This is a genomic window from Nocardioides aestuarii (assembly GCF_039527245.1).
GTDB lineage: Bacteria > Actinomycetota > Actinomycetes > Propionibacteriales > Nocardioidaceae > Nocardioides > Nocardioides aestuarii.
Genome location: NZ_BAAAJT010000002.1, coordinates 2832840 through 2851936 on the forward strand (window position 1 = coordinate 2832840; position 19097 = coordinate 2851936).

General features: G+C 71.7%; 16 protein-coding genes. 12 read left to right on the plus strand and 4 right to left on the minus strand.

Annotated features, from left to right (window positions below; all coding sequences use genetic code 11):
• From groL to ABD091_RS14340, 8 genes are all read left to right on the plus strand, one after another.
• The coding region (gene groL / locus ABD091_RS14305) for a chaperonin GroEL (RefSeq protein ID WP_343919572.1) at positions 1–1612 on the plus strand (1612 nt) is incomplete at its 5' end.
• A gap of 64 nt (positions 1613–1676) precedes the next feature.
• On the plus strand, positions 1677–2879 hold the full coding sequence (locus ABD091_RS14310) for a multidrug effflux MFS transporter (protein WP_343919574.1): 1203 nt from the start codon (positions 1677–1679) through the stop codon (positions 2877–2879).
• 59 nt (positions 2880–2938) lie between these two features.
• Entirely contained in the window at positions 2939–5167 is a 2229-nt protein-coding gene (locus tag ABD091_RS14315; protein WP_343919576.1) for a multicopper oxidase family protein, read from the plus strand.
• Complete coding sequence (locus ABD091_RS14320; protein WP_343919578.1) at positions 5164–6312, plus strand: hypothetical protein; 1149 nt, start codon at positions 5164–5166, stop codon at positions 6310–6312. The genes ABD091_RS14315 and ABD091_RS14320 overlap by 4 nt, the downstream gene beginning before the upstream one ends.
• A gap of 102 nt (positions 6313–6414) precedes the next feature.
• Positions 6415–7317 (plus strand): GNAT family N-acetyltransferase, encoded by a 903-nt coding sequence (locus ABD091_RS14325; protein ID WP_343919580.1) that lies wholly within the window; start codon positions 6415–6417, stop codon positions 7315–7317.
• A 29-nt stretch (positions 7318–7346) separates the two neighbouring features.
• Entirely contained in the window at positions 7347–8861 is a 1515-nt protein-coding gene (gene guaB / locus ABD091_RS14330; RefSeq protein ID WP_343919582.1) for an IMP dehydrogenase, read from the plus strand.
• A gap of 9 nt (positions 8862–8870) precedes the next feature.
• Entirely contained in the window at positions 8871–9506 is a 636-nt protein-coding gene (locus tag ABD091_RS14335) for a TetR family transcriptional regulator (protein ID WP_343919584.1), read from the plus strand.
• Positions 9507–9684: 178 nt separating this feature from the next.
• A complete protein-coding gene (locus ABD091_RS14340; protein ID WP_343919586.1) occupies positions 9685–10293 on the plus strand; it encodes a TetR/AcrR family transcriptional regulator in 609 nt (202 codons plus the stop codon).
• Between the two features lie 10 nt (positions 10294–10303).
• On the opposite strand, the gene ABD091_RS14345 is transcribed toward ABD091_RS14340, so the two are convergent.
• From ABD091_RS14345 to ABD091_RS14360, 4 genes are all read right to left on the minus strand, one after another.
• A complete protein-coding gene (locus ABD091_RS14345) occupies positions 10304–11641 on the minus strand; it encodes a Kelch repeat-containing protein (protein ID WP_343919588.1) in 1338 nt (445 codons plus the stop codon).
• Between the two features lie 13 nt (positions 11642–11654).
• On the minus strand, positions 11655–12170 hold the full coding sequence (locus ABD091_RS14350; RefSeq protein WP_343919590.1) for a SigE family RNA polymerase sigma factor: 516 nt from the start codon (positions 12168–12170) through the stop codon (positions 11655–11657).
• An 88-nt stretch (positions 12171–12258) separates the two neighbouring features.
• A complete protein-coding gene (locus tag ABD091_RS14355; RefSeq protein ID WP_343919592.1) occupies positions 12259–12645 on the minus strand; it encodes a VOC family protein in 387 nt (128 codons plus the stop codon).
• Positions 12642–13841 carry a GAF domain-containing protein gene (locus ABD091_RS14360; RefSeq protein ID WP_343919594.1) on the minus strand — a complete coding sequence of 400 codons (1200 nt, stop codon included), beginning with the start codon at positions 13839–13841 and terminating at the stop codon, positions 12642–12644. The genes ABD091_RS14355 and ABD091_RS14360 overlap by 4 nt, the downstream gene beginning before the upstream one ends.
• A 107-nt stretch (positions 13842–13948) precedes the next feature.
• On the opposite strand from ABD091_RS14360, the gene ABD091_RS14365 reads away from it, so the two are divergent.
• Genes ABD091_RS14365 through glpD form a run of 4 tightly spaced genes read left to right on the plus strand, consistent with a single transcriptional unit; the run spans position 13949 to position 19096 of the window.
• Positions 13949–15778: a flavin-containing monooxygenase gene (locus ABD091_RS14365; RefSeq protein WP_343919596.1), complete on the plus strand. Its 1830-nt coding sequence runs from the start codon at positions 13949–13951 to the stop codon at positions 15776–15778.
• Positions 15779–15801: 23 nt separating this feature from the next.
• Positions 15802–16908 carry a GuaB3 family IMP dehydrogenase-related protein gene (locus tag ABD091_RS14370; protein ID WP_343919598.1) on the plus strand — a complete coding sequence of 369 codons (1107 nt, stop codon included), beginning with the start codon at positions 15802–15804 and terminating at the stop codon, positions 16906–16908.
• Positions 16908–17387: an SRPBCC family protein gene (locus tag ABD091_RS14375; RefSeq protein WP_343919600.1), complete on the plus strand. Its 480-nt coding sequence runs from the start codon at positions 16908–16910 to the stop codon at positions 17385–17387. The genes ABD091_RS14370 and ABD091_RS14375 overlap by 1 nt, the downstream gene beginning before the upstream one ends.
• On the plus strand, positions 17384–19096 hold the full coding sequence (gene glpD, locus ABD091_RS14380) for a glycerol-3-phosphate dehydrogenase (protein ID WP_343919602.1): 1713 nt from the start codon (positions 17384–17386) through the stop codon (positions 19094–19096). Before ABD091_RS14375 ends, glpD begins: the two co-directional genes overlap by 4 nt.
• Position 19097: the final 1 nt, after the last annotated feature.

The following is a 19097-nucleotide window of genomic DNA, read 5'->3' on the forward strand; positions in this document are numbered from 1 at the left end:
GGAGTTCGACGAGAACGCCCGCCGCAGCCTCGAGCGCGGCGTCGACGTCCTCGCCAACACCGTCAAGGTCACCCTCGGCCCCCGGGGCCGCTACGTCGTCCTCGACAAGAAGTGGGGCGCCCCCACGATCACCAACGACGGCGTGACCGTCGCGCGTGAGGTCGAGCTCGACGACCCGTTCGAGAACCTCGGTGCCCAGCTCACCAAGGAGGTCGCCACCAAGACCAACGACGTCGCGGGTGACGGCACCACCACCGCCACCGTGCTGGCCCAGGCGATGGTCCACGAAGGCCTGCGCGCCGTCGCGGCCGGCATCAACCCGATGGGCCTCAAGCGGGGCATGGACGCCGCGGCCGAGGCCGTCGGCGACGCGCTCAAGGAGGCGGCCCGCGAGGTCGAGACCCGCGAGGACATGGCGTCCGTCGCGACGATCTCCAGCCGCGACGCCCACATCGGCGACCTGCTCGCCCAGTCCTTCGACAAGGTCGGCAAGGACGGCGTGATCACCGTCGAGGAGTCCAACACCATGGGCACCGAGCTGGAGTTCACCGAGGGCATGCAGTTCGACAAGGGCTACATCTCGGCCTACTTCGTCAGCGACCCCGAGCGCATGGAGGCCGTCCTCGAAGACCCCTACATCCTGCTCCACCAGGGGAAGATCTCCTCCGTGCAGGACCTGCTCCCGCTGCTCGAGAAGGTCATCGCCGCCGGCAAGCCGCTCTTCATCCTCGCCGAGGACGTCGACGGCGAGGCGCTCTCGACCCTCGTGGTCAACAAGATCCGCGGCACGTTCAACGCCGTCGCGGTGAAGAGCCCCGCCTTCGGTGACCGCCGCAAGGCGATGATGCAGGACATCGCGACCCTGACCGGCGGTCAGGTCGTGGCGCCCGAGGTCGGCCTCAAGCTCGACCAGGTCGGGCTCGAGGTGCTGGGCCAGGCGCGTCGCGTCGTCGTCACCAAGGACAACACCACGATCGTCGACGGGGCCGGCGACGCCGCTGCCGTCGAGGGCCGGGTCAACCAGATCAAGGCCGAGATCGAGTCCACCGACTCCGACTGGGACCGCGAGAAGCTCCAGGAGCGTCTCGCCAAGCTGGCCGGCGGCGTGTGCGTCGTCAAGGTCGGCGCGGCCACCGAGGTCGAGCTCAAGGAGAAGAAGCACCGCATCGAGGACGCCGTCTCCGCGACGCGTGCCGCGATCGAGGAGGGCATCGTCCCCGGCGGTGGCTCGGCGCTGATCCACGCCGTCTCGGTGCTCGAGGACGACCTCGGCCTCACCGGCGACGAGGCCGCCGGCGTCCGGATCGTCCGCAAGGCCGCGGACGAGCCGCTGCGCTGGATCGCCGAGAACGGCGGGGTCAACGGCTACGTCGTCGTCGCCAAGGTCCGCGAGAACGGTGTCGGCACCGGCTACAACGCCGCCACCGAGGAGTACGGCGACCTCGTCGCCCAGGGCGTCCTCGACCCCGTCAAGGTCACCCGCTCCGCGCTCGTCAACGCCACCTCCATCGCGGGCATGCTGCTCACGACCGAGACCCTGGTCGTCGACAAGCCCGAGGACGAGGAGGAGGCCGCGACCGGACACGGTCACGGACACGGCCACGGCCACTGATCCCCTGAACGACGCGACCCGCCCCGGCTCCGGCCGGGGCGGGTCCGGCGTCTCTGCAGGGTTCGTGTTCCTCGTCCCGCTGATCCTGGCGGGACTCTCGATGCTCGGCCCCTTCAGCATCGACACCCCGTTCCCCGCCTTCAGGCAGATGGGCGACGACTTCGACGTCACGGGTGACCAGATGCAGCTGGTCGTCTCGGCCTACCTCATCTCCTTCGGCCTGATGAGCCCCTTCCACGGCCCGCTCTCGGACGCCGTCGGGCGCCGCCCGGTCATCCTCGGCGGTGTCGCGGTCTACGTGCTGGCCTCGATCGGCTGCGCCTTCTCGACCAGCCTGCCGATGCTGCTGGTCTTCCGGGTGCTCCAGGGACTCAGCGCCGGCGGCGGCGTGATCGTCAGCCGCACGGTCATCCGCGACGCGTTCTCCGGGCCGGAGGCGCAGCGTCTGATGAGCCGCGTGATGATGATCTTCGCGGTGGCCCCGGCGGTGGCACCGATCATCGGCGGCCTGCTGCTCCAGCTCGGTCCGTGGCAGGTCACCTTCTGGTTCATGGCCGGCGTGGGCCTGCTGCTCATCACCGTCGTGGCGCTCGCCCTCCCCGAGACCCATCCCGCCGAGCGCCGGACGCCGCTGCGCGTCGCGTCGCTGGTCGGCAGCCTCCTCGACGTCACCCGCAACGCGACCTTCCACCGGGTCGCCTGGGCGGCCGCGCTCTCGTTCGCGGGCCAGTTCATCTACATCGGCGCCGCGCCGATCTTCGTGGTCGACCTGCTCGGCCGGGGCGAGCTCGACTTCTGGGTCTTCTTCGTCCCGATGATCGGCGGCGTGCTCGTCGGGTCCCAGGTCAGCAGCCTCGCCGCCGGCCGCGTGAGCGGCGACCGGCTCATCACGGCGGCGATGCTCTTCGCGACCCTCGGCTCGTTCGTCAACGTGGGCCTGGCCGCGACCGTCGGTCCGTCGCTCCCGTGGGCCGTCGTCGGGCCCGCGCTCCTGGGCGTCGGCACCGCCGCGGCCTACCCCTCGCTCCAGCTCGCGCTGCTCGACATGTTCCCGGCGGGCCGCGGCGCCGCGGTCTCGATGTTCACCTTCTTCACGCTCATGCTCAACGGCCTGGTGGCGGGCCTCGTGGCGCCGCTGGTCACCGGCACCGTCGTGGAGCTGGCGATCGCGTCGTCGTTCCTGGTGCTGCTCGGCCTCGGGTCGTGGCTGTGGCACCTCGGTCTCCAGCCGCGCCACCCCAAGGAAAACCCAACCCTCGCCCTCTAGCGTCGCGCCTGCTCGGGGTGTTCGGTCTCGGACCGATGGGGATGCACTGGAGCGGGGACATGGAAGAACAGAACAGCGCGCCGCTGGGCGCGACGACAGACAGGCTGCAGGACCAGGCATCGGTCCCGTTCGCACGGCGCACGCTGCTGCGGCTCGGGGCCGTGGGTGCAGCAGGAGCAGGGATCACGACGGCCGGCGCGTTCGTCGGCCCGTCGCTGGCGCGACGCGGACTGCTGAACCCCGACGGCGTCTTCTCGGCCGCCGGGACAGCCCTCGGGGACACGCTCTTCTACGTGGAGGCGTTCCCGACGAGCCCGCTGATCCTGGAACCGTTCAAGGACCGGTTGTCGATCCCGAAGGCGCTGGAACCGGAGCCGGAGTCCAGCTACCTGTCCTGGACCGACACGCCGGGCCCGGGAGACGGCCGGCAGAACTCGATGCGCAACGAGCGTCACCAGAAGTGGCCGAACGAGATCTCCTACCCGGACCCGTTGGTCTACAAGATCGAGCTGCTGGTGCGGGGCCACTCCTTCACCACCTCGAAGGTGCTCCCCATCACCCGTGACGGCCTGCCCGCCAAGTCCTTCGACGCCGACGGGAAGATCTACCGCGAGGGCGAGGAGCGCACCCTGCCGGTGAGCACGATCTACGGGTTCAACGGCACCTTCCCGGGGCCGATGATCAACGCCGAGTACGGCAAGCCGGTCCTGATCCGCTTCATCAACAGCCTGGACGAGAACCCGTTCAACCTCGACCGCCAGGACTTCGGTGCGCCGGACGCCTCGTTCCTCACCCACCTCCACAACGCCCACACCGCACCCGAGAGCGACGGCAACCCCCACTACTCGATGGTGATGGGCCCGAAGAAGGTCGGCTACGAGACCGGCACCTGGGTGGACAACCTCTACCTCAACTGGCCGGCCGGCCACGACGACCGCGAGAAGCAGAGCTTCTTCTGGTTCCACGACCATCGCATGGACCACACCGGCGCCAACGTCTACAAGGGGATGGTCGGTCTCTATCCCATCTACGACCCCAAGAACGGGATGGACATGGGGGACGAGCGCCGGGGGCTGCGCCTCCCGGGGGTGCGCAAGGACCACTCCGACGGCTCCTTCGACGTCGACTACGACATCCCGCTCGCGTTCTTCGACGCCAGGCTCGACGACGGCGTCACCGTCCACCAGGACATCCACGACGGCGAGGGTGACTACCCCGACGCGCACAACCCGTCCACGCACCCGGAGTGGTGGGGCAAGACCTTCTTCAAGCACTTCCCCAACCACGGCTTCGTCGGCGACATCTTCACCGTCAACGGCACCGCCTTCCCGGTGATGGAGGTGAAGCGGCGCAAGTACCGCTTCCGCTTCCTCGACGCCTCGGTGGCCCGGATCTACGACTTCCAGCTCATGAGCTCCACGCAGGGCCCGAAGTCGGCGGTCTCCCTGGGCTACAAGGACGAGGACCTGCAGGGCCAGTACCGGATCGAGGACGGCCAGCAGTGCATGAAGTTCACCCAGATCGCCTCCGACGGCGGGCTGCTCCCGTTCCCGATCGAGCGGGACAACTTCGAGCTCTGGCCGGCCAAGCGCCGCGAGGTCGTCATCGACTTCACCCGCTACCAGGACGGGACGCCCACCACGAAGGGCGACGTGGTCTACCTGACCAACGTGATGAAGATGCCCGACGGCCGGATGTGGTCGAAGTCCAACCGGTTCTCGCCCGACCCGAGGTACAAGGTGCCGGTGCTCAAGTTCGTGATCGGCGACCTCGCCGAGGACAACAGCCAGATCCCCCAGCAGATGCGTGCGCTCCCGCCGCTGCCCTCGAGCTGGAAGAGCATGATGGACAACCGCTCGATCTTCGAGGTGCAGCGCGGCGGGGCCGGGGGCGAGGTCGAGTGGCTCATCAACGGCCAGCCGTTCACGCCCGACACCGTGGCGGCGAGCCTGAAGAACCCGTCGGGGAAGCGGCCGCTCGCGATCCAGAAGAAGGGCAGCTTCAACCTCTGGGAGATCCGCAACGGTGGCGGCGGCTGGGTCCATCCCTTCCACCTCCACATGGAGGAGCACCGCACCGTGATGCGCAACGGCAAGGACGTCACGCAGCGGCCCGACGCCGGCCACCCGGACGACATCTCCCGCGAGGACCTGGTCGCCCTCGACCCCGGTGAGTCGGTCATCATCTACCGCGGCTTCCGCGACTTCGTCGGGCCCTACGTCGCCCACTGCCACAACCTGGCGCACGAGGACCACGCCATGATGTTCGGCTGGGCGATCTCGCCGTGACCACCGAGGCCCTCCTCCACCGCGGGACCGTCGGCAGCGACGGTCCCGCGGAGCGGTCCGTGCCGTGGGGCTCGATGGTCCTCCCGCTCGCCGCGCTGGTCGCGCTGGCCGACCAGTTCATCGTGGTGGTGCTGCGCACGAGCGTCGGGTCGATCGAACGCACGTCAGACCCTGCCCTCAGCTGGGTCCGGGAGTCCGTCGAGCTGCTGCCGGTCCACGTGGTCGCGGTGGTGGTGGCGCTGGCCCTCGTGAGTCGTCGCTGGGGCGACGTCCCGAGAGGGCGCGGGCCGGCGGTCGGCACCGTCCTGGTCCTGGCCGCGACGACCGCGCTGGCGGGTGCCGCGATCCTGCTGGCGAGCTCGCTGTGGGACTACCACCTGCAGGCGGCCGAGCTGGTCCATCACGCCGAGACGCACCGGACCTGCGTCGATGCCTGCCTCACCCGCGCCGAGCACGCGTCGTTGGTCGTGCAGCTCAAGGCGGTGGGAGTCGGCATCCCGATGCTGGCCGTGACCAACGTCGTCCTCCTCGGGTGGGCCGTGGCCCTGCGGGGCAGGCCGATCGTCGCGGCCTCCTACCGGAGCGGGGCCCGGCCTCGCGTCGTCATCGACGATCGCCGGCTCGCGCTGGTGCTCGCGCTGGTGGGGTCTGCCCTGGTGCACGCCGCGGTCGTGCCCGAGCACATGGGGGAGTGGCGGGCTGCCGGCGTCTTCTTCGTCGTCGTCGAGCTCGCCCAGGTCACCGCGGCGCTCTGGGTGTGGCGGCAGCCGGGGCGTCTCGTCCTGGTCCTGACCGCCGTCGGGTCGGTGGGGCTGGTCGTCCTGTGGGCCGTCTCCCGGACCGCGGGCCTGCCGTTCGGGCCGGAGGCGTGGGAGCCCGAGCCGGTCGGCCTCGCCGACCTCAGCGCGGGTGCGCTCGAGGTGGTGGCCGTGGCGTGCTGCCTGAGCCTGCTCCGCGCCGAGCGACGTGGTCTGCCGCGCGGGCGGCAGCACTCGGCCCATCTCCGTGGCGCGGTCGTCGCGGCGATCGTGGCCGTCACCGTCCTCGGGATCGGTGGCAGTGGCCTTCCCGCCGTGGACCTGCTGTCCGGCACCGGTGGGCACCACGACGTGGACGCTGCCGAGGGGCAGACCGGCGCCGGGTGACGGCGTCCGGACGTGACAGCCCGGAAACCTGCAGAAAGATTCTCGAAACATCGGTCCCCCAGACTTCTCGCGGAAGAGCTCGAGAAGAGAGGGGACCTGCCGATGCTGTGGCGAGTGCGGACGACGCTGCCCGACCGGCCCGGTGCGCTGGCGGAGCTGGCGGCGAGCTGTGGGGAGTCGGGGGTCAACATCCTCGGGCTCCAGATCTTCCCCGGTGTCGAACGGGTCACCGACGAGCTCATCCTGCGCACCCCGGACACCTGGCAGCTGACCGACCTGGCCGAGCTCGTCGAGCACGCAGGCGGCACCAAGGTGAGCGTGCTGCCGTGCACCGAGGCCGCACTGGCCGACCAGCCGACCCGCTACGTCCTGGCGGCCCGCAGCATCCTGGCGCAGCCGGCCGGCTTCCCCGAGGTCGTCGCCCAGCTCTTCGACGCCGAGGCCGACCCGACCGGGTCGTCGGTGGCCGGCACCACCCTCGGCCCGGTCCAGGACGTGATGGACCTGGTCGTGGGAGAGGTGTCGGTGCAGGTCCGCCGTACCGCGCCGTTCACCGCCACCGAGCACGCGAGGGGCACGGCGCTCGCCGAGCTCGTCACCGACGTCCTCGCCGTCACCAAGCTCCGACCGCTGCCCGAGCCCGGCCGCCGGGTCAGCAGCGACGGCCCGCCGAGCTTCGAGGTCGGCGACAGCGCGGTCCTCGCCCGGGTCGACGGCACGGTCGTCGGCAGCGTGACCTGGTATGCCGACCGCGACGGCGCGTGGCACGTCGACCTCGGCGTCGACCCGGCCTGGCGTCGACGGGGGATCGGTTCGCGGCTGCTGCTCGAGGTCGCCCGGGTCGCCCGCAGCTCCGACGCCGACGAGATCGTCGTGAAGACCGCCGCCGACAACCAGGCAGTGCTCCCGCTGGTGCTCGGCACGGGCCTGCGCGGGCGGATCCGGATGGGTGCCGACACCCTCACGGTGCGGATCCCGGTGCAGCAGCTGGCCGGCGTCCGCTGAGCACCCCGCGGCACCCGTAGACTGGGCTCGTGGAGGTCCCTGAGAAGTTCCCGGAGAAATTTGCGAGGCTCGGTCTCACCTACGACGACGTCCTGCTGCTGCCCGGTCACTCCGACCTGGCGCCCAGCGACATCGACACGACCGGCCGCCTCACCCGCGAGATCTCGCTGCGGATCCCGCTGGTCAGCGCCGCGATGGACACCGTCACCGAGTCACGGATGGCGATCGCCATGGCTCGCCAGGGCGGCCTCGGCGTGCTCCACCGCAACCTGTCGATCGACGACCAGGCCTACCAGGTCGACCTGGTGAAGCGGACCCAGACCGGCATCATCTCCAACCCGGTGACCATCGGTCCCGACGCGACGCTCGAGGAGCTCGACCGGATCTGCGGGGAGTACCGCGTCTCCGGCCTGCCGGTGGTCGGCGTCGACAACACCCTGCTCGGCATCATCACCAACCGCGACCTCCGGTTCACACCGGTCGCGGAGTGGGCCAGCACGAAGGTCGACGAGGTGATGACGCCGATGCCGTTGATCACCGGCCCGGTCGGCATCTCCCGCGAGGAGGCGACCCTGCTGCTGCGCAAGCACAAGCGCGAGCGGCTGCCGCTGGTCGACGACCAGGGTCGGCTCGCCGGCCTGATCACGGTCAAGGATTTCGTGAAGTCCGAGCAGTTCCCCCACGCCTCCAACGACCCCCACGGCCGGCTGATGGTCGGCGCGGCGATCGGCTACTTCGGCGACGCCTGGGAGCGCGCGGGTCGGCTCATCGAGGCCGGGGTCGACGTGCTCGTGGCCGACACCGCCCACGGCAACGTGCGGATGCTGCTCGACATGGTCGAGCGACTCAAGAGCGACCCGGCGACCAGGCACGTGCAGGTCATCGGCGGCAACGTCGCGACCCGCGAGGGGGCCCAGGCCTTCGTCGACGCGGGCGCCGACGCGGTGAAGGTGGGGGTCGGCCCCGGCTCGATCTGCACCACCCGCGTCGTCACCGGCGTCGGCGTACCCCAGATCACCGCGGTCCACGAGGCCTCGCTGGCCTGCAAGCCGGCCGGCGTCCCGGTCATCGCCGACGGCGGCATGAAGCACTCGGGCGAGATCGCGAAGGCGATCGTGGCGGGTGCCGACTGCGTGATGGTCGGCTCACTGCTCGCCGGGTGCGAGGAGTCGCCCGGGGAGCTCGTCTTCGTCAACGGCAAGCAGTACAAGGCCTACCGCGGCATGGGCTCGCTGGGCGCGATGAGCAGCCGCGGCAAGAAGTCCTACTCCAAGGACCGCTACTTCCAGGCCGAGGTCACCAGTGACGACCAGATCGTCCCGGAGGGGATCGAGGGCCAGGTCGCCTATCGCGGGCCGCTGTCCGCGGTCACGCACCAGCTGATCGGCGGTCTCAACCAGTCGATGTTCTACGTCGGCGCGCGGACCGTGCCCGAGCTGCAGGAGAAGGGCCGGTTCGTCCGGATCACCTCCGCGTCGCTGACCGAGAGCCACCCCCACGGCGTCCAGATGACCGTCGAGGCGCCCAACTACACCGGACGCTGACGGCGGGGCATGACGCGGATGGACGTCCGGGGCGGCGCGCTCCCGTCGCGCCCCTACGACGGCACCCGTCGTCGTGTCGCTGCTCACGAGCGGCGGCAGCGGATCGCCGCGGCCGCGGCCGAGCTGTTCCTCGAGCACGGCTGGACCGGCACCACGATGGGCGAGGTCGCGCGCCGCGCCGACGTCTCGACCGACCTCGTCTCCGGCGCGTTCGGTGGGAAGCCCGGGCTGCTGATGGCGGCCTTCCGGCACGCGGGCTTCGGTGAGCGAGCCAACGTCCGCGAGGCGCTCGCCTCGCTCCGGCTCGACGACGAGCCCGACCTCGACGTCCGGCTGGAGTGGGTGGTCGACCTCGCCTGCCGCGTGATGCCGGGGATGGCGCCGTTCCTCGAGGTGCTGCGGGTCGCCGGTGACCAGGACGCCGACCTGCGGGTGCTGGTCATGGTCGCCGAGGACTCCTTCTCCGCGACCGCCGCCGAGGTGGTCCGGCTGATCGCCCCGGGGGAGGCGCCCCCCGACGCGGCCGACGAGGTCTACCAGCTGCTGCTGGCCGAGACCTACCTGACCTTCACCCGCAGCCGCGGCTGGTCCGACGAGCGCTACCGAGCGTGGCTGTCCCGGTCGCTGGCGGCCGCCGTCAGGTAAAACCTGTGGAGATGCACGCAAACGACTGTTCACCGCGCCGATCTCGTCCTATATTCGTTCTGGTTCGGGGGGAACCAAAGCAGGGGGGTGCGGCGGCGCCGACCGTCCGGAGCCGGACGGGGGACAGCACCGGGCGGGGCGCCGTCGCCATGCTTGGCAGCATCACTACTCTCTGAGCGTGACCAAGCGGCGGTACGACGCCAGCGGCCGCCGGGCGGCGGCCGAGCAACGCCGCCTCCGCGTGGCCGAGGAGGCCGCGCGGCTCTTCGGTGAGCACGGCTGGGCCGGCACCACGATCGCCGACGTCGCCGCCGCGGCCGAGGTGTCCTCCGACCTCGTCTCCTCCGCCTTCGGCAGCAAGGCCGGCCTGCTCATGGCCGCCCTGCGCCGCAACGGCTTCGGCCGCCACGTCGACGCCCAGGCGGCCTTCGCCGCCCTGCGTCTCGGCGACGAGCCCGACCGCGGCGTCCGGCTCGACCGCATCGTCTTCCTGGTGACCCGGTCGCTGGCCGGCATCGCACCGCTCGCCCGGGTGCTGCCCCTGGCCGCCGACGTCGACCCCGAGCTGCGCGACCTGGTCGATGCCTCCGAGGCCGGCCTGGTCGGCATCGCCGCCCAGGTCGTCGAGCTGCTCGCCACCGGGGAGCCCCACCCCGACGCCGTCGACGAGGTCTACGTCCTGATGCGGTCGGAGACCTACCTCGCGCTCGTGGGGCGCCGCGGCTGGAGCGAGGAGCGCTTCGCTGCCTGGCTCCGCCGCTCCCTCGACGACGCCACGACCGCCTGACAGGGGCGGCTCAGGGGAGGCGGGCGATGACCTCCTCCTGGCCTCGCCGATCATTGACGGGCTGGTTCCACATCACGTAGCCGGGAGGCATCGGGCCACCGCCGATCGCGAAGTTGGAGAGGGCGTCGCTGACCCGCAGGAGCCGGTCGGTCTCGAGGTCGTAGAGGTAGGTGCCGTCGGTCGAGTCCTGGCCCAGGGTCTGGGCCTGCACCTCTACCCATCGGTCGTCGACCGCAGCGCCGTCGATGGAGGTGCTCTGCACGGTCACGACGGGCTCGCCGTCGGTGGTGACGACCTGGACCCGGTCGTCGCGCTGCTTCTCCGGCAGGTCGCCGCAGTACTGGGACAGGACCACCTGCTCGCCGGCGAGGCCGAAATCGAGCAGGTTGCAGCGCCGACCGGACATCGGGTCGAAGTCGGTGACCTCCCCGGTGTCGAGGTCCTTGACGAAGACCCGGTCGTTGGTGCCGTTGGTGCGTGCGGACCAGGCCATGGTGTCCTCGTCGAACGCGAAGGAGCCCACCGCCAGGTCCTCGTCGCGCACGTCGGTGGCGTCGGTCAGGGAGGCGGACCACAGCGCGTAGCGCTCACCGGTGACCCCGGAGTCGTCGACCTCCCTGCCTCCGGCCGCGTCTCGCGCGGCCTGCAGGTCGGCCTCGCGCTGCTCGTCGGGACTCATCGCCACTCCGAGGTAGACCCGCCCGTCCGGGCCGATCGCGACCCCTCGCTGGTCCCGCTCGGGTAGGCCGCTCCAGCGCACCTCCGACCACTCGAGGGTCTCACGGTCCAGGACGTACGCACCGGTGGTGTCGGCGGTCACCATCCCGTAGGAGTAGACGACGATGCGGTCCTCGCTGAGCTCGAGCACCTGGCCCCAGTCGGAGTCCGGCGGGCTCGGCAGCGGCTGCTCCTCACCGGTCTCCGGGTCGAGGAACCAGAGGTCGAGCTCGTTCCGGATGCCGTGCGGCCCGTCGCCGACGAGCACGAGTCCGTCGTCGGTGACGCCGTAGTAGTGGGAACCGTTGGCCCGGTTGAGGTTCTCCTCGGTGTGGCGGGCCACCACCTCGACGTCGCCCCGACCGGCCTCGACGGCGTCCTCGAGGTGGAGGACGGGTCCGACCAGGTCGGGACGGTCGATCGGTGCCGCGCGGTTGCCGAGCAGGCCCGGTCCGACGAGCGAGGCGCCGGCCGCGACCAGTCCGACGGCCGCCGTCGCTGCCGCCAGCTGGACCGCCCGGCGGCGGCGTACGCGGGACCGGCCGGCCGCCAGCAGCTGCGTCGTGTCGAGGTCGTCGTGGGGTGCGTCGCTCACGCTGTCACGGAGCAGCTCGCGCAGGTCGTTCACCATCGTGGGTCTCCTCTCACCCGATCCGCAGATCGGCCAGGGACGTCTCGGCCACCAGCGCCCGGAGGGCGTCGAGGCCCCGGGCCGTCTGGCTCTTGACCGTGCCCTCGGTGCAGCCGAGGGCGGCGGCGGTGTCGGCCACCGACAGGTCGTCGAAGTAGCGCAGCACCACGCACGCCCGCTGCCGCGGTGGCAGCCGGTCGAGGGTGGCGAGCAGGGCGGCACGGGTCGACACGGCCTCGGCGACGTCCTCGCCCGACGGCCGTGTGTCGTCCTCGGCCCGCGGCACCTCGCCGCTGGAACGACGGCGGCGCTGGTCTAGGAGCAGGTTGAGCATCGTGCGGCGGGCGTAGGCCAGCTCGGCGCCCTGCCGCTGCAACCGCGGCCACGCGACGTAGAGCCGCACCAGCGTGTCCTGCACGAGGTCGGAGGCGTGGTGCCAGTCGCCGCACATCAGGTAGGCCGTGCTGCGCAGCCGCGACTGGGCCGCGACGGCGAACTCCTCGAACGCTGCTTCGTCCGCCCGCCTCATGTGTCGACCCCCGTCGTCGTCCTCATGCCCACCTCAACGGGGTGAGCGGCCTCCGGGGTTGCACGCCCGCCCCGGGAAGTTTTCCGGCTCAGTCGTCGGTGTAGAGGCAGAAGGGGTGGCCGGCGGGGTCCAGCATCACCCGGACGTCGTCCTGCGGTTGCTGGTCCGCCGGCCGTGCGCCGAGCGCGACGGCGTCCTCGACGGCCTCGGGGAGCGAGGCCACGCCGATGTCGAGGTGGACCTGCATCTGCTGGCCGCCCGCCGGGTCCGGCCACACCGGCGGCACGTGGTCGGGCTCGAGCTGGAACCCGAGGCTGGTGGTGTCGGTCGGTCGGACCAGCAGCGTCACGAACTCCGGGTCGCCCTCGTCGAGATCACCGCCGAGCAGGCCGGCGTAGAAGCGGCCGAGGCCGATCGGGTCCGGGGTGCCCAGGATGGTGCCGAGCCAGCCGGTGTAGCCGCGGACGGGACTCATGCGGGCTCCTCGAGCGTGAGGCTGACTCCGGCGGCCACCCGGTAGGGGTGAGGCTCGACCAGGGCGCCGATGACGCGCCGCAGGCGCGACATCTCGGCTCGCACGGTGACGGTGTGCTGGTCGTCGCCGTGCACGGCCCGGCTCAGCGCGGCCGCGGTGACGCCCGCGGGGCCGGCCGCGGCGACCAGGCGCAGCAGCTCCGCGTGCCGGGCGGTCAGCGACGTGCGCCAGCCCTCGCCGGACCCGGACACCTCGAGCAGCCGGGAGCCGAGGTCGAGCCGGGCGGTGACCGCCCCGCGCTCCTGGGGCGGGCGGACGAGCCAGCCCTCCCCGAGCCGTTCGGGCACGCACAGGCCGAGGCCGGGGACGGCCAGAGGGTGCTGCTCGCGCGGTGCCGCGATGCGCTCGCGGTGGGCGAGGCCCGCGTGGTGGGCGACCCAGCCGAGGTCGTCGACGACCAGCAGCGGCCCGGACGTGCCCGCGAGCAGCGGTTCCGCCGTACGCCGGAGCCGGTCGAGGTGGTCGCGGTGGAGGCCGGCGAGCCGGCCCTCGGCGAGGCGCACGGCGCTCTCGACCAGCACCCGGATGGCCGGGTGGAGGGTCAGCGCAGGCCCGCTGATGTCGACCACCCCGATCAGGTCGCCGGTCCGCGGGTCGTGCATCGGCCACGCGGAGCAGTACCAGGGGTGCTGGGCGCTCTCGAAGTGCTCGGCCGAGAACAGCTCGACGGGTGCGGACTCGGCCAGCGCGGTCCCGATCGCGTTGGTGCCGACGGTGCGCTCGGTCCACACCGCGCCCTCGGTGAAGCCGAGCGTGTCGGCCTGGCGGCGCACGCGCGACGACCCCTCGCGCCAGAGCACGACGCCGTCGGCGTCGGTCACGACCATGAGGTAGGTCGACGCATCGGCCACCCCCGTGAGGACGTGGCGCAGCTCGTCGATGACGAGGGCGATGGGGGAGGCCTCGCGGCGGCGCTCGGTCTCCCCGAGGGGGAGCGGGTCGCGCAGGTTGCGTCCCTGCGCCTCGAGCCCCTCGGCCAGCACCCGGCGCCACGACCGGACGACGAGGTCGCGCGGCGCCTGCCGCGGCCGGGAGCCCGACAGCACGGCGTCGTGGATCGTGCGCAGCTCGCGCGCGTGGAGGGACAGGTCGGTCCCCGGGGCGACTGCGCCCTGACCGGATGCCGCGATCGTCATGCGCCGCTCCCTTCGCCCCCGAGGATAGGTCGGCTGGTGTGAGGGGCGCCACAGTGCAACGCGCTGCAACGCTGTCGGTCCGCGGCGCACGGGCGTTCGATGTGGCCATGACGCAGACCCTCGACCCCACCGCCCAGGCCTCCGACGTGCAGTCGCGGGTGGACTCCTGGCTGTCCCGCTTCGAGCAGGCCCTCGGCGAGCAGGACGCTGGCGCGGCCGCCGCGCTCTTCGCGACCGAGTGCTACTGGCGCGACCTGGTCTCCTTCACCTGGAACATCAAGACCGTGGAGGGTCGCGACGGGGTGGAGTCCCTCGTCGCCCAGACCGCGGGTCGTACGGCGCCGTCCGGATTCGCCACCAGCGAGCCCCCCGACGAGGCAGACGGCGTCGTCACCGCGTGGATCACCTTCGAGACGGCTGTCGGCCGCGGCAACGGGCTGCTGCGGCTGACGGAGGAGGACGGCGAGGACCGCGCCTGGACGCTGCTCACAGCGCTCTACGAGCTCAAGGGCCACGAGGAGCCGCGCGGCACGCACCGGCCGATGGGGGCCGAGCACGGTGCTGACAAGCACCGGAAGACGTGGAAGGAGCAGCGGCAGGAGGAGGCCGAGAGCCTCGGGTCGACCACCCAGCCCTACGTGCTCGTGGTCGGCGGCGGCCAGGGCGGCATCGCCCTCGGCTCGCGGCTGCGCCAGCTCGGCGTACCGACCCTCGTCGTCGACAAGCACCCGCGTCCGGGGGACCAGTGGCGCAACCGCTACAAGTCGCTCTGCCTCCACGACCCGGTCTGGTACGACCACCTGCCCTACCTGAAGTTCCCCGACAACTGGCCGGTGTTCGCGCCGAAGGACAAGATCGGCGACTGGCTCGAGTCCTACGTCAAGGTCATGGAGGTGCCCTACTGGTCGAGCACCGAGGTGAAGAGCGCGACCTGGTCGGAGGCGGCGGGCGAGTGGACCGTCGAGCTCGAGTGCGAGGGCCAGCCGTTGACCATGCGTCCGAAGCAGCTCGTCTTCGCGACCGGCATGTCCGGCAAGCCCAGGGTCCCCGACCTGCCCGGCACCGACGTGTTCCGCGGCGACGTCCACCACTCCTCGGCCCACCCCGGCCCGGACGCCTACCGCGGCAAGAAGGCCGTGGTCATCGGGAGCAACAACTCCTCCTTCGACATCTGCGGGGCGCTCTGGGAGAACGACGCCGACGTGACGATGGTCCAGCGCTCCTCGACCCACATCGTCAAGAGCGACAGCCTGATGGACATCGGGCTCGGCGACCTCTACTCCGAGCGCGCCCTCGCGGCCGGGGTGACGACCGAGAAGGCGGACCTGATCTTCGCGTCGCTGCCCTACCGGATCCTGCACACCTTCCAGATCCCGGCGTACGAGGCGATGGCCGAGCGTGACAAGGACTTCTACGACCGGCTGGAGAAGTCGGGCTTCCGCCACGACTGGGGCGACGACGGGTCCGGCCTCTTCATGAAGTACCTGCGCCGCGGCTCGGGCTACTACATCGACGTCGGCGCCGCCGACCTGGTGGCGAACGGTGACGTGAAGCTCGCCCAGGGCCAGGTCACCCACCTGACCGAGGACTCGGTCGTGCTCGAGGACGGCACCGAGCTGCCGGCCGACGTCGTCGTGCTCGCCACCGGCTACAACTCCATGAACGGCTGGGTCGCCGACCTGATCGACCAGGAGACCGCCGACCGGCTCGGCAAGTGCTGGGGGCTCGGCTCGGAGACGACCAAGGACCCCGGTCCGTGGGAGGGCGAGCAGCGCAACATGTGGAAGCCGACCAACGTCGACAACCTGTGGATGCACGGCGGCAACCTCCACCAGTCGCGCCACTACTCCCTCTACCTCGCGCTCCAGCTGAAGGCGCGCTTCGAGGGCATCGACACCCCGGTGTTCGGCCTCCAGGAGGTGCACCACACGGCGTGAGGCTCCGCCGATAGGCTGACGGGGTGACCGAGATCCAGATCGGCCAGGCCAAGCGTGGCCGCCGGGCCTACTCCTTCGACGACATCGCGATCGTGCCCTCGCGGCGCACCCGCGACCCCGAGGAGGTCAGCGTGGCCTGGCAGATCGACGCCTACCGGTTCGAGATCCCGGTGCTCGCCGCTCCGATGGACTCCGTGATGTCGCCGGCCACGGCCATCGCCCTCGGCCGGATGGGCGGCCTCGGAGTCCTCAACCTCGAAGGGCTCTGGACGCGCTACGAGGACCCCACCGACGTGCTGGTGGAGGTCGCGGGACTGACCGGCGCCGACGCCATCCGCCGGATGCAGGAGGTCTACCGCGAGCCGATCAAGCCCGAGCTGATCACGGCGCGGCTCCGCGAGGTCCGCGACGCCGGCGTCACCGTCGCCGGCTCGCTGTCGCCCCAGCACACCAAGGAGTTCGCCAAGACCGTCGTCGACGCCGGTGTCGACATGTTCGTCATCCGCGGCACGACGGTGAGCGCCGAGCACGTCTCCAGCCAGGCCGAGCCGCTGAACCTCAAGGAGTTCATCTACGAGCTCGACGTCCCGGTCATCGTCGGCGGCTGCGCGACCTACCAGGCCGCGCTCCACCTGATGCGGACCGGTGCGGCCGGCGTCCTCGTCGGCTTCGGCGGTGGAGCCGCCCACACCACCAGGACCGTCCTCGGAGTCGCGGTGCCGATGGCCAGCGCCGTTGCCGACGTCGCCGCGGCCCGCCGCGACTACCTCGACGAGTCGGGCGGCCGCTACGTGCACGTCATCGCCGACGGCTCCATCGGCCGGTCCGGCGACATCTCCAAGGCGGTCGCCTGCGGCGCGGACGCCGTGATGGTCGGCTCGCCCTTCGCCCGTGCCACCGACGCCCCGGGCCGCGGCTTCCACTGGGGCGGCGAGGCCCACCACAGCGAGCTGCCCCGCGGCCAACGCGTCGAGTTCGCGCCCGTCGGCACCTTCGAGGAGATCCTCTTCGGCCCCAGCCGGGTCGCCGACGGCACGATGAACCTGATCGGCGCGCTGCGCCGGTCGATGGCCACCACCGGCTACACCGATCTCAAGGAGTTCCAGCGGGTGGAGGTCGTGGTCGGCTAGTGGCCACCTTCTCGCGCAGCCGCCGCGACACCGCCGACGTGCCCCACCCCGTCGACGCGGTGTGGGAGCTCCTGGTCGACCCCGACGCGGTGGCCCGGCTCACCCCGATGGTGGCCCGGATCGAGGCCGACGGCGACCAGTGGCTGTGGTGCCTGCAGGGAGTGCCGCTGCCCGGTCGCGCGCTCGACCTGTCGATGCTCGAGACGATGTCCTTCACGCCGCAGTCGCGCATCGACTTCACCCACGGCGAGCTCGAGCGCCACCTGCAGGCCGGAGCCGAGGGCCACTACGGCCTCGAGCCTGCGTCGGACGACGGCACCCGCCTGACGATCGACCTGACCATCACGGCCCGGCTGCCGATCCCCGGCGTCGCCCGACCGGCCGTGCACACCGCCATGTCCCAGGTGCTGCGCCACATGGGCGACCGGTTCGCGTCCAACATGCTGCGCGAGCTCGACCGTCGCAGGAGCCGATCATGACCAGTGCCCTCTCACCCGGCGCCCGTGTCGACGCGCTGCGGGCCCTCGCCCGCACGACCGCCCAGGACCCGCTCGACGTGCTCGTCGTCGGCGGCGGCATCACCGGCACCGGCATCGCCAACGACGCCGCGACCCGTGGCCTGTCGACCGGACTCCTCGAGCAGCGCGACCTCGCCTCCGGCACCAGCAGCCGCAGCTCCAAGCTGATCCACGGCGGCCTGCGCTACCTCGAGATGCTCGACTTCGGCCTGGTCCGCGAGGCCCTCCAGGAGCGCGGCCTCCAGCTCACCCGGCTCGCACCCCACCTGGTCCGGCCCGTGCCGTTCCTCTACCCGCTCCACAAGCGGCTCGAGCGTCCCTACGTCGGCGCCGGCCTCGCGCTCTACGACGCGATGGCGATGGCCGGCAAGTACGACATGGGCGTCCCCAAGCACCGCCACCTGTTCCGCAAGCAGGTCGCCCGGATCGCCCCCGACCTGCGCACCGACGACCTCACCGGCGCGATCCGCTACTACGACTGCCAGGTCGACGACGCGCGGCTCGTCGTCGCGGTCGCCCGCACGGCGGCGTCCTACGGCGCCCACGTCGCGACCCGCACCCGCGTCACGGGCTTCCTCCGCGAGGGGCGCCGCGTGGTCGGCGTACGTGCGACCGACCTCGAGACCGGCGAGGAGCTCGAGGTGCGCGCCCGGGTCGTCATCAACGCGGCCGGCGTGTGGACCGACGAGATCCAGGACATGGCCGGCAGCGGCCAGCTGCACGTCCGGGCGTCGAAGGGCATCCACCTCGTCGTGCCGCGTGACCGGATCCGCTCCGAGTGCGGCCTGATCACCCGCACCGAGAAGTCGGTGCTCTTCGTGATCCCGTGGGGCACCCACTGGATCATCGGCACCACCGACACGCCCTGGGACCTCGACAAGGCCCACCCCGCCGCCAGCCGCGCCGACATCGACTACCTCCTCGAGCACGTCAACCGGGTGCTCCGCGACCCGCTCGACCTCGACGACGTCGAGGGCGTCTACGCCGGCCTCCGGCCGCTGCTCTCGGGCGAGACCGAGCCGACCTCGCGGATCTCGCGCGAGCACACGGTGGCCTCGCCGGCGCCGGGCCTGGTGCTCGTGGCGGGCGGCAAGCTCACGACCTGGCGGGTGATGGCGCGCGACGCGATCGACGCCGTCGTCGACCTGCTCGAGGAGACCCAGGCCCCGGTCCGGACCTGCATCACCGACCGCGTGCCGCTGGCCGGTGCCGCCGGGTTCGAGGCCCGCACCAACCAACGGGTCATGCTCTCGCGCACCAGCGGCCTGACGCTGGCCCAGGTCGACCACCTGCTCGGGCGACACGGCGGCCTCGTCGACGAGGTCCTCGCGCTGGTCGCCGAGCGACCCGACCTGGGGGAGGCGCTGGCCGGCGCCGAGCCCTACCTGGCCGCCGAGGTCGTCCATGCGGTGACCCACGAGGGTGCACGCCACCTCGACGACGTCCTCGCGCGGCGTACGCGGATCTCCATCGAGACCTTCGACCGCGGTACCGAGGCCGCCCGCCCCGCCGCCGAGCTGATGGCCGGCGAGCTCGGCTGGGACGCCGCGCGCGTCGACGACGAGGTCGACCACTACCTGCGGCGGGTCGAGGCCGAGCGGGCCTCCCAGCTGAAGTGGACCGACCAGGAGGCCGACGAGGCCCGGGTGCAGGCCCCCGACATCGTCTGAG